Here is a 13,595-nt window from a genome sequence, read left to right on the forward strand (position 1 = left end):
CGCCCCCCTTTCCGGTCCTCCGGAACCGGCCGTCCCGGCCGGTTCAGCGCCGGGGCTCCCACCGGAACCACCGCCGTACAGCAAACACGGCGGCGCCCGTCCAGACCAGCGCGACGGCCACCGCCCGCAGGGCGTCGCCCGCGCCGAGGTCACCGGTCCAGCCGGCGCGTACCAGGGTGATCACCGGGGTGAGCGGCAGCAGTTCGCAGAGGCGGGCCAGCCGTTCGGGGAAGAGTTCCAGCGGGATGACGATGCCGGAGCCGAGCGCCGAGAGGAGCACCAGGGGGACCGTGGTCATCTGGGCGCTCTCACCGGTGCGGGTCCACACGGCGGTGAGCGCGGCGGACGCCCCGCACAGCACCACCCCCGACACCACGCCGAGCAGGGCGAGTTGGGGAGAGCGCGGGGCGGGGACGTGCAGCAGGACCGTGCACGCGGCCGTCAGGACCGCGCACTGGGCGAGCGCGACGGCGACGGCCGGCAGGGCGGAGGCGGCGAGGATCTCGGCGTCCCGCGGCTCGCCGGTACGCAGGCGCTTGAAGACGAGCTGTTCGCGCCGGGTGACGAACACGCCGACGAGGGTGGAGTAGACGGCGAACAGCAGCGAGAAGCCGATGGACGCGGGCACCATCACCAGTCCGACGGTGAGACCCGTGTCCTTCAGATCCAGCCGTCCGACCCCCGAGCGCACACTGAACGGCAGGACCAGCGGCACGAGCACGGCGGCGGCCAGCGTGCCCCGGTTCCGGGCGAACGAGGACAGCTCGGCGCGGGCCAGCGCGGCCATGCGGCCGAGCGGGGTGGTGCGGGCGGTCGACGGCCGTGGGGCGAGGTGTGTGCCGCTCATCGGGCGTACTCCTTCCGGCGGGGCCCGGAGGTCCCGCGCGCGATCTCCAGGAACGCCTCCTCGAGCGAGGCGGACCGGGCGTCCAGGCCGTGCAGTTCCACTCCGGCCCCGCGGGCCCACACCAGCAACTCGGTCGCGGTGCGCTGGAGTTCATGTGTGCGCAGCCGGATGGTCCGGGACTCGACGTCATGGCCGCAGGCGCCCAGTTCGTGCAGTGGCGGCAGGTCGCCCGGGAACCAGCCCTCGGGCAGGCGGAAGGAGATCCGGGACGGCTGGGCCGCGCTCACCTCCGCCGGGGTGCCGGTGACCGCGAGGGAGCCCTCGCGCAGGATGGCGAGCCGGTCGGCGAGCCCCTCCGCCTCCTCCAGGTAGTGCGTGGTGAGCAGCACGGTCGTGCCCGCGTCGCGCAGCGAGCGCACCAACTCCCAGGTCTCCCGGCGCCCTTCGGCGTCCAGCCCGGTCGTCGGCTCGTCCAGGAACAGCACTTCGGGATCGCCGAGCAGCGCGAGCGCCAGGTCGAGCCGGCGCCGCCCACCCCCGGAGAGCTGCTTCACGCGTACGCCGCTCTTCCCGGCGAGGCCCACGCGCTCCAGCACCTCCGCCCCGGGCCGGGCCCCGCTGGTGCAGCCCGCCCACATGCGGGTGGTCTCCGCGACCGTGAGGTCGGAGGGGAAGCCGCCCTCCTGGAGCATGACCCCGGTACGGGGGCGTACGGCGGCGCGCTCGCGGTAGGGATCGTGGCCGAACACCCGGACCCGGCCGCCCGCTGGAGGGGCCAGCCCCTCCAGCAGTTCGACGGTCGACGTCTTGCCCGCGCCGTTGGTGCCGAGCAGGGCGAAGACCTCCCCGCGCGCCACGGAGAAGGTGATGCCGCGCACGGCCTCGAATCCGGTGCCGTAGACGCGCCGCAGGTCGGTGACCTCGATCACGTGGTCTTGCTCGTCGCTGTCCATGCTGTCCATGAACTCAGCGTCCCGGCGTCCCGGCCGGTCCGGCAGTGCGCGATGTCATCGGCCGGCATGACAAATGTCAGCCCTCATCGGGCAGCCATCGCATCGGGGCATGCAAAAGGCCCCGGTCCGAAGACCGGGGCCTTTTCGCTGAGCGGACGACGAGGCTCGAACTCGCGACCTCAACCTTGGCAAGGTTGCGCTCTACCAACTGAGCTACGTCCGCACTGCTCCCGACCGGCTCCCACCGATCGGTGCGAGCACCAGCCTACCTGATCCAAAAGGATGGTCATGACCGGTGCCAGAGCGGGTGACAGGAATCGCACACTGCGCCTCCCCCCTGGAAGGGGGGTGTTCTACTACTGAACTACACCCGCACGCTCCGTGGGTTTCGGCCTTTCGGCTTCGCCCCTCGGCGTGAGCCAGACATTAGCCGATCAGCAGGGGGGTTGCGCAAGTCGGTTCCCCGCGGGGACAGGTGAACGAGTCTCAGGGCCCGAGGTCCGGGGCCCTGAGGGGTGAGGCCCGCAGGGTTCAGCGGGCCTCGCTGAACGCCTCGTAGACCTTCTTGGGGATGCGGCCGCGCGCGGGCACGTCCATCTTGTTGGCCTGGGCCCAGGCGCGGATGGCGGACGGGTCGGGAGCGACCTCGGTCTGCCGGTACGCCTTGCCGGACCGGGCGCGCTTGCGGCCGGCCTCCACGTAGGGCGCGAGCGCCTTGCGCAGTTTCTTGGCGTTGGTTTCGTTCAGGTCGATCTCGTACGACTTGCCGTCGAGTCCGAAGGCGATCGTTTCCGCCGCTTCCGAGCCGTCGATGTCGTCGAAGAGCGTGACCACGACCTTTTGCGCCACGGATATCGGTCCCTTCGTGCGGCACGCCGGTTCGCCAGTCCTGACCGGCAATGACGTGCCGAGTATCGGCTATTGCCAATTCATTTGTACAGTGCGCGCCAATGAATTGGGAAGCCCTACTGAATACGTCCGCGTGTCCGGACTCAATAGGCATCACCGGCGGCCCGCAGAACTTTCCCAGAAATTTTCTCCGGGGCCGGTGCCCGACACCCGATCGTGATGCGGGTCACGTAGAAACCTCCAACTCTACTCGCGTAGAAATTTTGTACGGGTAGTCTGAAGGGACCTGCTCAGCACCACACACCGGGAGTGCCAGTGGCACGCGTCGTAGTCGACGTCATGCTCAAGCCGGAGATCCTCGACCCCCAGGGCCAGGCGGTCCAGCGTGCGCTGCCGCGCCTGGGTTTCAGCGGGATCTCGGACGTCCGTCAGGGAAAGCGATTCGAGCTGGAAGTGGAGGGGCCGGTCGACGAGGCCGCGCTCGCCCGCATCCATGATCTGGCGGAATCCTTCCTCGCCAACACCGTGATCGAAGACTTCACCGTGAAGGTGGAGGAAGTAGCGGGGGCCGCAGAGTGACCGCTCGTATTGGCGTCGTCACATTTCCGGGAAGCCTCGACGACCGTGACACCCGGAGGGCGATCACGCTCGCGGGTGCCGAACCGGTCGCGCTGTGGCACAAGGACAAGGACCTGAAGCAGGTCGACGCCGTGGTGCTGCCCGGCGGTTTCTCCTACGGCGACTATCTGCGCGCCGGCGCGATCTCCCGCTTCTCGCCGGTGATGGAGTCCGTCATCGAGCAGGCGAAGGCCGGTCTTCCGGTCCTCGGCATCTGCAACGGCTTCCAGGTCCTCACCGAGGCGCACCTGCTGCCCGGCGGGATGCTCGGCAACGACCACCTCCACTTCATCTGCCGCGACCAGAAGCTGCGGGTGGAGAACGCGGGAACGGCCTGGACCGGCGACTACCGCCAGGGCCAGGAGATCCACATCCCGCTGAAGAACATGGACGGCCGGTACGTCGCCGACGAGTACACGCTCGACAAGCTGGAGGCGGAGGGCCGGGTCGTCTTCCGCTACCTGGACATGAACCCCAACGGCTCGCTGCGGGACATCGCCGGCATCACCAACGAGGCCGGGAACGTCGTCGGCCTCATGCCGCACCCCGAGCACGCCGTCGAGCCGCTGATCGGCACGGGCCGCACCGACGGCCTCCCGTTCTTCACCTCGATCCTCAAGAAGCTGGTCAACGCATGAGCCGGACGCCTCTGGACACGGTCGACAACGCGGCCGCCACCCCTGACGTCGAGCTGCCCTGGGCCGAACTCGGTCTGAAGAAGGACGAGTACGACCGCGTGGTCGAGATCCTCGGCCGCCGCCCGACCGGCGCCGAACTCGCCATGTACTCGGTGATGTGGTCCGAGCACTGCTCGTACAAGTCCTCCAAGGTCCACCTGCGCCAGTTCGGCGAGAAGGCGCCCCAGTCGGACGCCATGCTCGTCGGCATCGGTGAGAACGCCGGTGTGGTGGACGTCGGCCAGGGCTACGCGGTCACCTTCAAGGTCGAGTCCCACAACCACCCGTCGTACGTGGAGCCCTACCAGGGCGCCGCGACCGGCGTCGGCGGCATCGTGCGCGACATCATCGCCATGGGCGCCCGCCCGGTCGCGGTCGTGGACCCGCTGCGCTTCGGCGCCGCCGACCACCCCGACACCAAGCGCGTCCTGCCCGGCGTCGTCGCCGGCATCGGCGGCTACGGCAACTGCCTGGGCCTGCCCAACATCGGCGGCGAGGTCGTCTTCGACGCCTGCTACCAGGGCAACCCGCTGGTCAACGCCGGTGCCATCGGCGTCATGCGGCACGAGGACATCCACCTCGCCAAGGCGTCCGGCACGGGCAACAAGGTCATCCTCTACGGCGCCCGCACCGGCGGCGACGGCATCGGCGGCGCCTCGATCCTCGCCTCCGAGACCTTCGACGACGCCAAGCCCTCGAAGCGCCCGGCAGTCCAGGTCGGCGACCCCTTCCAGGAGAAGCTCCTCATCGAGTGCACCCTGGAGGCGTTCAAGGAGAAGCTCGTCGTGGGCATCCAGGACCTCGGCGCGGCCGGGCTCTCCTGCGCCACCAGCGAGCTGGCCTCCAACGGCTCCGGCGGCATGCGCGTCACCCTGGACGACGTGCCGCTGCGCGACTCCACGCTCTCGCCCGAGGAGATCCTCATGAGCGAGTCGCAGGAACGCATGTGCGCGGTGGTCGAGCCGGAGAAGGTCGACCGCTTCCTGGAGATCTGCGAGAAGTGGGACGTCATCGCCACCGTCATCGGTGAGGTCACCGACGGCGACCGGCTGGAGATCTTCTGGCACGGGCAGAAGATCGTCGACGTCGACCCGCGCACCGTCGCCCACGACGGCCCGGTCTACGAGCGTCCCTACGCCCGCCCCGACTGGCAGGACGCCCTCCAGGCCGACGACGCGAACAAGCTGCCCCGCCCGGCCACGCCCGAGGAACTGCGCTCGCAGATCCTCAAGCTGGTCGCGTCGCCCAACCAGGCGTCGAAGAAGTGGATCACCTCGCAGTACGACCACTTCGTGCAGGGCAACACCGTCCTCGCCCAGCCGGAGGACTCCGGCATGATCCGCGTGGACGAGGAGACCGGCCTCGGCGTCGCCATCGCCACCGACGGCAACGGCCGCTACGCCAAGCTCGACCCGTACACCGGCGCGCAGCTCGCGCTGGCGGAGGCGTACCGGAACGTGGCGACGACCGGTGCCAAGCCGCTCGCCGTCTCCGACTGCCTGAACTTCGGTTCGCCCGAGGACCCGGCCGTGATGTGGCAGTTCGCGGAGGCCGTGCGCGGTCTGGCGGACGGCTGCCTCCAGCTCGGTACCCCGGTGACCGGCGGCAACGTCTCGCTGTACAACCAGACCGGCGAGGCGGCCATCCACCCGACCCCGGTGGTCGCGGTCCTCGGCGTCATCGACGACGTGGCCCGGCGCACCCCGGTCGCCTTCCAGGAAGAGGGCCAGCTCCTCTACCTGCTGGGCGACACCTCCGAGGAGTTCGGCGGCTCGGCCTGGTCCCAGGTCGTCCACGACCACCTCGGCGGACTGCCCCCGAAGGTCGACCTGGAGCGGGAGCGGCTGCTCGCCGAGATCCTGATCTCCGCCTCCCGCGACGGCATGGTCGACTCCGCGCACGACCTCTCCGACGGCGGCCTCATCCAGGCCGTGGTCGAGTCGGCACTGCTCGGGGACAAGGGCGCGCGGCTGGTCGTCCCGGACGGTCTGGACGCCTTCACCTTCCTCCTCTCGGAGTCGGCCGGCCGCGCGCTGGTCGCCGTACCGCGCTCGGAGGAACTCCGCTTCACCGACATGTGCGGGGCGCGCGGCCTCCCGGCCACCCGCATCGGCGTCGTCGACGGCGACTCGGTCGACGTCCAGGGCGAGTTCACCCTCCCCCTGGCCGAGCTGCGCGAGGCGCACGAGAACACGATCCCGGCACTGCTGGCGTGACGACCGCGGACGGCCCCCGCCCCGCCCGGGCGGGGGCCGTCCCGGCATAGGGTCGCTCCATGCCTCCGGCCAAGAAGCGTCCCCGTAAGTACGACCCCCTGCGGACCCGTGGTGCCGTGCTCGCGCAGCTCGGTGCGGTGCGGGAGGCCGTGGAGGGGCTTGATCCCGGTCAACTCGCGCTGCCCACACGGCGGGAGGGGATGACCGTGCGGGAGCTGGCCGCGCAGGCCGCCGCGTCCGTCGTCGCCGTGCGGCAGGCGGTGGAGCGGCCGGCGCAGTTCAAGCAGACGCTGCCGCTGGCCGAGTGGCCGTTGCGCAGGGCCGTCGCCTTCACACCCGTACCGCTCGATCTCGCCGCCGCCGAGGACGATCTGCGGAACCTGCTGGCCGACCATCCGGGCAGCCCGCTCGTGGACACCGGTGCCGGGGTGCTGCCGCTCAACGAGTTCCTGGTCACCCGTGCCGTGGAGCTGGTCCTCGTCGCCGACGACCTGTCCGACGCGGTGCCCGGACTCGAGGTGCCGCAGGACCGGCACGCGCTGGCCGCCGCGACCCGGCTGCTCGCCGACGCCCTCGCCGCGAAGGCGCCCGGCGGGTCCACCGAGGTACGGGTGCCCCCGTACGCGGTGGTGCAGTGCGTCGAGGGGCTCAGACACACGCGGGGGACGCCGCCCAACGTGGTCGAGACCGGCCCGCTCACCTGGGTCCGGCTCGCCACCGGTCGCCTGACCTGGGCGGACGCCATCGCACGGGCCGAGGTCAGCGCCAGCGGGGAGCGTGCCGACCTCTCCGGTCTGCTGCCACTCGGCCGATAGCGGGGAACCCCGGCCGCGCCGCGCACGTCGGAGGGGTATGGACCGGCACACGCAGCGCATCACACTGACCGTGGCCGCCGCGCTCGTACCGCTCGCGGTGGCCTGTGGGAACGACAGCGCCGACACCGGCAGCGGCTCGGTGGCTCCGCCGCCCAGGCTGACCGGCACCGACTGGCGGGTGGACAGCGTCACCGAGGGCGGGACCACCCACCGCGCCCCCGCGGCCGCCCGCATCCGCATCGACGACGAGGGCCGCGCGACCGGCAACCTCGGCTGCAACACCTTCTCCGCGCCCACCACGATCGACGACGGCCGGATCGACTTCGGCACCCTGCGCACGACCCGCATGGCCTGCGACGAACCCCGGATGACCTTCGAACGCGCGCTGACCCGCGCCCTCAACTCCGGTGCCCTGACCGCGCGTACCGACGACGGGGCGCTCACCCTCACCACGGGCGGGGGCGGGCGCATCCAGCTCACGCCGGGCGCGTCCCGATGATGTGCGACAACTCACTCAGAATGGGCCCCAGAGGCTCCGGGAGTGCTCACCTGAGCCCCGGCCACCCGCGCCCCGACGCGCGATCACCTCTCTGACCTGCGCAAACGCGAAATCAACCAAGGTGATCGCGAGTCCGGGTTCGGCGGGGGCCACATATCCCCAATTCGGCCCAGCGGTCTACCTCGCCTACACTCGGAAACGTGCCACGTGGTGACGGTCGACTCAATCACGATCTGCTTCCCGGCGAAAAAGGCCCCCAGGACGCTTGCGGCGTCTTCGGTGTCTGGGCGCCGGGTGAAGAGGTCGCAAAGCTCACGTACTTCGGGCTCTACGCCCTCCAGCACCGGGGCCAGGAATCCGCGGGAATCGCGGTCAGCAACGGCTCCCAGATCCTCGTCTTCAAGGACATGGGCCTGGTCTCCCAGGTCTTCGACGAAACCTCCCTCGGTTCGCTCCAGGGTCATATCGCGGTCGGACACGCCCGCTACTCGACCACCGGCGCCTCCGTGTGGGAGAACGCCCAGCCGACGTTCCGCGCCACCGCGCATGGTTCGATCGCGCTCGGCCACAACGGCAACCTGGTCAACACCGCCCAGTTGGCGGAGATGGTCGCCGACCTGCCCAAGGACACCAACGGCCGTTCCACCCGCGTCGCGGCCACCAACGACACCGACCTGCTGACGGCACTCCTGGCCGCGCAGGTCGACGAGGACGGCAAGCCGCTGACCATCGAGGAGGCCGCCCACGCGGTGCTCCCCAAGGTCAAGGGCGCCTTCTCCCTCGTCTTCATGGACGAGCACACCCTCTACGCCGCCCGTGACCCGCAGGGCATCCGCCCGCTGGTCCTCGGCCGGCTGGAGCGCGGCTGGGTGGTCGCCTCCGAGTCCGCCGCGCTCGACATCTGCGGCGCGTCCTACGTCCGGGAGATCGAGCCGGGCGAGTTCATCGCCATCGACGAGAACGGCCTGCGCACCTCCCGGTTCGCGGAAGCGAAGCCCAAGGGCTGTGTCTTCGAGTACGTGTACCTGGCCCGCCCGGACACCGACATCGCCGGCCGGAACGTGTACCTGTCCCGCGTCGAGATGGGCCGCCGCCTGGCCAAGGAGGCGCCCGCCGAGGCCGACCTGGTCATAGCGACGCCGGAGTCCGGCACCCCGGCCGCGATCGGGTACGCCGAGGCGTCCGGCATCCCCTTCGGCAACGGCCTGGTGAAGAACGCCTACGTCGGCCGGACCTTCATCCAGCCCTCGCAGACGATCCGCCAGCTCGGCATCCGGCTGAAGCTGAACCCGCTCAAGGAAGTCATCAAGGGCAAGCGCCTGGTCGTCGTGGACGACTCCATCGTGCGCGGCAACACCCAGCGGGCCCTGGTCCGCATGCTGCGCGAGGCGGGCGCCGCCGAGGTCCACATCCGGATCTCCTCGCCCCCGGTGAAGTGGCCCTGCTTCTTCGGCATCGACTTCGCCACCCGCGCCGAGCTGATCGCCAACGGCATGACGATCGAGGAGATCGGCACCAGCCTGGGCGCCGACTCGCTCGCGTACATCTCCCTCGACGGCATGATCGAGGCGACCACCATCGCCAAGCCGGACCTGTGCCGCGCCTGCTTCGACGGTGAGTACCCGATGGACCTGCCCGATCCCGAGCTGCTCGGCAAGCAGTTGCTGGAGACCGAGCTGGCGGCCGGGCCCGCCACCACCGCCGCGGCCGACGCCATCCGGCGTCCCTGAGCCGCGCCGTCCGAGCCGTACGACAGGAAAGTTCTCTCAAGTCATGTCCTCTGAGACCACGGGCGTCAGCTACGCGAGCGCGGGCGTCGACATCGAGGCGGGCGACCGCGCCGTCGAGCTGATGAAGGAGTGGGTGAGGAAGACCCGCCGCCCCGAGGTCCTCGGCGGCATCGGCGGCTTCGCCGGCCTCTTCGACGCCTCCGCCCTCAAGCGCTACGAGCGCCCGCTGCTGGCCTCGGCCACGGACGGGGTCGGCACCAAGGTCGACATCGCGCGCCGCCTCGGCGTGTACGACACCATCGGGCACGACCTGGTCGCCATGGTCATGGACGACATCGTGGTGTGCGGCGCCGAGCCGCTGTTCATGACCGACTACATCTGTGTCGGCAAGGTCCACCCCGAGCGGGTCGCCGCGATCGTCAAGGGCATCGCGGAGGGCTGTGTGCTCGCCGGGTGCGCCCTGGTCGGCGGCGAGACCGCCGAGCACCCCGGACTGCTGGGCCCGGACGACTTCGACGTGGCCGGCGCCGGCACCGGCGTGGTGGAGGCCGACCGGCTGCTGGGCCCCGACCGCATCCGCTCCGGCGACGTGGTGATCGCCATGGCGTCCTCCGGGCTTCACTCCAACGGGTACTCCCTGGTCCGCCACGTCCTGCTGGAGCGGGCCGGGCTGGCGCTGGAGAGCGAGGTCGCGGAGCTGGGCCGGACGCTCGGCGAGGAGCTGCTGGAGCCCACCAGGATCTACTCGCTGGACTGCCTGGCGCTGACCCGTACCACCGAGGTGCACGCCTTCTCGCACATCACCGGCGGCGGCCTCGCGGCCAACCTCGCCCGGGTGATCCCGGACGGGCTGTACGCCACCGTGGACCGCTCCACCTGGACGCCGGGCGCGATCTTCGACCTGGTCGGCCGGACGGGCGACGTCGAGCGCCTGGAGCTGGAGAAGACGCTGAACATGGGCGTCGGCATGATGGCCGTCGTCCCGGCGGAGTCCGCCGAGGCGGCGCTGACCACGCTGGCCGACCGGGGCGTCGAAGCCTGGGTGGCCGGCACGATCGCCGAGCGCGGCGAGCAGGAGAGCGCGGCCGGCCTCGTCGGCGACTACGCGGTCTAGCCGGGCCGGGCGGTCAGGGCGGCCCGGCGGGCCGCGGCCGCCCGCCCGCTTCCGGACAACACGAAAGCCGGTCGGTGGCAGTGCCATCGACCGGTCTTCCGGTGCTCATCGCAAGATGCTCAGTACAAGGTCAAGCGCCGCGACGGTGCTGTGAGGGACCGTCGTCCTCGTCCTCGTCGTCGTCCTCATAGAGGTCGGCGTAACGGGAGTAGAGGTCTTCCTCGTCGTCCTCATCGTCCTCGAACGGCTCGCTGTTCGGCGGCTGGTTCGAAGTAGATGCGCCCAGTTCACTGGCCAGACGCGACAGATCAGTCCCACCGCTGTTGTACTTCAGCTGGCGGGCGACCTTCGTCTGCTTGGCCTTGGCCCGGCCGCGCCCCATGGCTCGACCCCCTCGGTGACGGGGCTCAACGGCCCCAGAGTCTGACACGCGTTCATGATCCGAAACGGACTCCCCGCAGAGAGGCCGGTCCGTAGGGCTTCCACGGTACCTGAGCCCGCGCCCATACGGTACGTCGCCCGCAGCACGCGCGTGTGCACAGGACCCACGAGGAGCCCTGTCCTCGCTGGTCAATGGCGATTTTAACCACTTATCGGGGTACGACCCGCCGACGGAAGTGACAGTTCTCTCCAAGTTGCCCCCGGCGGGTACCGCCGGGGGCACCGGGTGCCCGCCCCGGCGCGGGCCGGGCAAGATCGCCCGGCCCGCGTTTCCCCGGCGTGTCGGTCAGCGGGCGGCGCGCGCGTCGGCCATCCGCTGCTCGGCGATCCGGTCGGCCGCGGCGGCCGGCGGAACCCCGTCCTCCTTCGCACGTGCGAAGATCGCCAGCGTGGTGTCGAAGATCTTCGCGGCCTTCGCCCGGCACCGCTCGAAGTCGAAGCCGTGCAGCTCGTCGGCGACCTGGATGACCCCGCCCGCGTTCACCACGTAGTCCGGCGCGTAGAGGATGCCCCGGTCCTGGAGGTCCTTCTCCACGCCCGGGTGGGCGAGCTGGTTGTTGGCCGCGCCGCACACCACGGACGCGGTGAGCACCGGCACCGTGTGGTCGTCCAGGGCCCCGCCGAGCGCGCAGGGGGCGTAGATGTCGAGCCCCTCCAGCCGGATCAGCGCCTCGGTGTCCGCGACCCGGCGCACGGCGGGGTGGGCCGCCACGATCGCGTCCACGGCCTCGCCGCGGACGTCGGTCACCACGACCTGGGCGCCCTCCGCGAGCAGGTGCCCGACCAGATGGCGGCCGACCTTGCCGACGCCCGCGATGCCGACCACCCGGTCCCGCAGCGAGGGGTCGCCCCACAGGTGCTGGGCGGAGGCGCGCATGCCCTGGTAGACGCCGAAGGCGGTGAGCACCGAGGAGTCGCCGGCGCCGCCCTGCTCGGGGGAGCGGCCGGTGGTCCAGCGGCACTCGCGGGCCACCACGTCCATGTCGGCGACATAGGTGCCGACGTCGCACGCGGTGACGTAGCGGCCGCCGAGCGAGGCGACCATGCGGCCGTAGGCGAGCAGCAGCTCCTCCGTGCGGTCCCGCGCGGGGTCACCGATGATCACGGCCTTGCCGCCGCCGTGGTCGAGCCCGGCCATGGCGTTCTTGTACGACATCCCGCGCGCGAGCTGGAGCGCGTCGGCCACGGCCGCCGCCTCGTTCGGGTACGGGTGGAAGCGGGTGCCGCCGAGCGCGGGGCCCAGCGCGGTGGAGTGGATGGCGATGACGGCCTTCAGGCCGGTGGCGCGGTCCTGGCAGAGCACGACCTGCTCATGGCCGCCCTGGTCCGAGTGGAACAGGGTGTGCAGGACATCTGTGGTGACGCCGGTTACCTCGGTCACTGTGGTGACTCCTGTGCAAGAAGCGGCGGGCGGGGCCGGAGTGCCCCTGGGGGTTTCCCCACACTTTTGGTGGCGGGGGAGGGTGGCTGGGTGCTGCCACGCGGCGGTTGGGCCGCACGGCTGAGAGTAGAGCCTGCGCCCGTCCCACGACCGGCCTCCGGAGAGGATCACCCGCAGGTGCGACGCCGGCGCGGTGCCGTGGCACGATTTGCAGTGGTTTCGAGGTGACCCCGACGGGGAGGGAGCAGGCGTGGCCAAGGTGTCCTCGGTGGTCGTCCCCTACGCCGCCTACCTGCGCGTGTACGAGCCCCTGGCCGCCTTCCCGGAGCCGGAGCGCGATCACTGGGCCCGCTACGCCCGCCGCGCCGACCGCCCCACCTATCAGGACGAGCTGCGCCGCTCGCTGGCCGACCTGCTGCCCACCCCGCCCGTCGCGGTGCCGGTGCACGAGAGCGCCGACGCGTTCGTGCTGGAGCGGGACGGCGTGGTCTGCGTCTGCCCCTGGCGCACCCGGCTGCGCGGCTGGCAGGCGCTGGCGGGCCTGGGCGAGGAGCTGCCCACCCCGGTGCTGGACGCGGTGCTGCCGCCCCTGGTGCGCGACCAGGCCGCCCAGGACTACGAGCGCTGGCTGGAGCGCAACCCCGAGGCGCGCCCCTGGATTCGCGGGGCGGCCTGGCAGATCCCGCTGAACTGGTTCGTGCTGGTCGCCGACGAGGAGCGCCGCTTCGAGCCGCGCAGCGGCGAGACCCCGGCCCTGCTGCGCTACCGCACGCCGATGGTGCAGGCCCGCCGCCGGGTGGCGCGGGCGCTGCGCACCCTGAGGGACACGGTGCGGGAGAGCCCGCTGATCGACGGTGTGCTGGACGTCGGCCGCTGGCTGGAGGAGTTCCACCCGCGCTCGGTGGTGGAGCTGGACTACGGCGGCCTGGTGCACGCGGTGCCGGCCGGGACGCTGGAGGAGGACCACTCCGCGGCGGACGTGGCCGCCGGCATCGACGCGCTGCGCCGGGGCGACGAGAGCGCCGCGACCCACGCCTACACCCGGCTCGCCGTCCGCTGGCGGTCGATCCGGGACCTGCGCTCGGCGAACTGAGCCCGCACGGAGTGACGCACGTCACGGTCGAAATAGGCTCGAACAGCGTACGGTCTACGGAACTTGGACCGTTTGACGGGGCGTTGGCCTCGAACCGGGCTTTTGCCTCATTGGGTGATGGACGGCACTTACACGGCCCTTGCGTCTCTTGCCACTCCTCGTGCCAAAATAGGACAAGGAGTCCGGGGAGGGCTCTGTCTGCCCATCTGTGCTCCACTGTGGGCGGATTCTCCGCATTGCTAGCTTTGGGGGGTCTTGTGACTCCCGAGCGCCATGTGACTGATCGTCACGTCGGCGTGACTGTCCGCTATGGCATGGTCCATCGGCTTCCGTCGTGGATGAACACCTGGGAGGGCAATTCC

The 13,595-nt window shown here is 71.0% G+C and carries 13 protein-coding genes and 2 tRNA genes; 8 read left to right on the forward strand and 7 right to left on the reverse strand.

Translation table 11 applies throughout. From position 1 onward, the window contains the following. Positions 1-43: 43 nt before the first annotated feature. From ACZ3HQ_RS11915 to ACZ3HQ_RS11935, 5 genes are all read right to left on the reverse strand, one after another. Positions 44-847, reverse strand: coding sequence for an ABC transporter permease (locus ACZ3HQ_RS11915; RefSeq protein ID WP_467509807.1), 804 nt, complete (start codon positions 845-847; stop codon positions 44-46). After that, the gene (locus ACZ3HQ_RS11920; protein ID WP_467510022.1) at positions 844-1,800 is read right to left on the reverse strand and encodes an ABC transporter ATP-binding protein; all 957 of its coding nucleotides are present in this window, start codon (positions 1,798-1,800) and stop codon (positions 844-846) included. Before ACZ3HQ_RS11920 ends, ACZ3HQ_RS11915 begins: the two co-directional genes overlap by 4 nt. A gap of 150 nt (positions 1,801-1,950) precedes the next feature. After that, positions 1,951-2,023, reverse strand: a tRNA-Gly gene (locus tag ACZ3HQ_RS11925). 79 nt (positions 2,024-2,102) lie between these two features. Beyond that, positions 2,103-2,174: transfer RNA gene (locus tag ACZ3HQ_RS11930), tRNA-Gly, on the reverse strand. Between the two features lie 157 nt (positions 2,175-2,331). Further along, positions 2,332-2,649 (reverse strand): histone-like nucleoid-structuring protein Lsr2, encoded by a 318-nt coding sequence (locus ACZ3HQ_RS11935; RefSeq protein WP_030816899.1) that lies wholly within the window; start codon positions 2,647-2,649, stop codon positions 2,332-2,334. 315 nt (positions 2,650-2,964) lie between these two features. On the opposite strand from ACZ3HQ_RS11935, the gene purS reads away from it, so the two are divergent. The 7 genes from purS to purM all read left to right on the forward strand — a co-directional run bounded on the left by purS (position 2,965) and on the right by purM (position 10,318). After that, entirely contained in the window at positions 2,965-3,228 is a 264-nt protein-coding gene (gene purS / locus ACZ3HQ_RS11940) for a phosphoribosylformylglycinamidine synthase subunit PurS (RefSeq protein WP_366573092.1), read from the forward strand. Beyond that, complete coding sequence (gene purQ / locus ACZ3HQ_RS11945; RefSeq protein ID WP_030816895.1) at positions 3,225-3,905, forward strand: phosphoribosylformylglycinamidine synthase subunit PurQ; 681 nt, start codon at positions 3,225-3,227, stop codon at positions 3,903-3,905. Before purS ends, purQ begins: the two co-directional genes overlap by 4 nt. Next, complete coding sequence (gene purL / locus ACZ3HQ_RS11950; RefSeq protein WP_467509809.1) at positions 3,902-6,160, forward strand: phosphoribosylformylglycinamidine synthase subunit PurL; 2,259 nt, start codon at positions 3,902-3,904, stop codon at positions 6,158-6,160. Before purQ ends, purL begins: the two co-directional genes overlap by 4 nt. A gap of 59 nt (positions 6,161-6,219) precedes the next feature. Beyond that, on the forward strand, positions 6,220-6,975 hold the full coding sequence (locus ACZ3HQ_RS11955; RefSeq protein ID WP_467509811.1) for a sterol carrier family protein: 756 nt from the start codon (positions 6,220-6,222) through the stop codon (positions 6,973-6,975). 37 nt (positions 6,976-7,012) lie between these two features. After that, on the forward strand, positions 7,013-7,474 hold the full coding sequence (locus ACZ3HQ_RS11960; protein WP_467509813.1) for an META domain-containing protein: 462 nt from the start codon (positions 7,013-7,015) through the stop codon (positions 7,472-7,474). A 200-nt stretch (positions 7,475-7,674) separates the two neighbouring features. Then, positions 7,675-9,204 (forward strand): amidophosphoribosyltransferase, encoded by a 1,530-nt coding sequence (gene purF / locus ACZ3HQ_RS11965; protein ID WP_030816890.1) that lies wholly within the window; start codon positions 7,675-7,677, stop codon positions 9,202-9,204. A gap of 43 nt (positions 9,205-9,247) precedes the next feature. Beyond that, the gene (purM, locus tag ACZ3HQ_RS11970; RefSeq protein WP_467509816.1) at positions 9,248-10,318 is read left to right on the forward strand and encodes a phosphoribosylformylglycinamidine cyclo-ligase; all 1,071 of its coding nucleotides are present in this window, start codon (positions 9,248-9,250) and stop codon (positions 10,316-10,318) included. A 130-nt stretch (positions 10,319-10,448) separates the two neighbouring features. Here the strand turns inward: purM and ACZ3HQ_RS11975 are convergent, their stop codons facing one another. Then, positions 10,449-10,700: a DUF3073 domain-containing protein gene (locus ACZ3HQ_RS11975; protein WP_030816885.1), complete on the reverse strand. Its 252-nt coding sequence runs from the start codon at positions 10,698-10,700 to the stop codon at positions 10,449-10,451. Between the two features lie 345 nt (positions 10,701-11,045). Continuing rightward, entirely contained in the window at positions 11,046-12,140 is a 1,095-nt protein-coding gene (locus ACZ3HQ_RS11980; protein WP_467509818.1) for a Leu/Phe/Val dehydrogenase, read from the reverse strand. Positions 12,141-12,390: 250 nt separating this feature from the next. On the opposite strand from ACZ3HQ_RS11980, the gene ACZ3HQ_RS11985 reads away from it, so the two are divergent. Continuing rightward, positions 12,391-13,233 carry a DUF8083 family protein gene (locus tag ACZ3HQ_RS11985; RefSeq protein WP_467509820.1) on the forward strand — a complete coding sequence of 281 codons (843 nt, stop codon included), beginning with the start codon at positions 12,391-12,393 and terminating at the stop codon, positions 13,231-13,233. Positions 13,234-13,595: the final 362 nt, after the last annotated feature.

It is taken from the genome of Streptomyces sp. NPDC018263, from assembly GCF_055562575.1.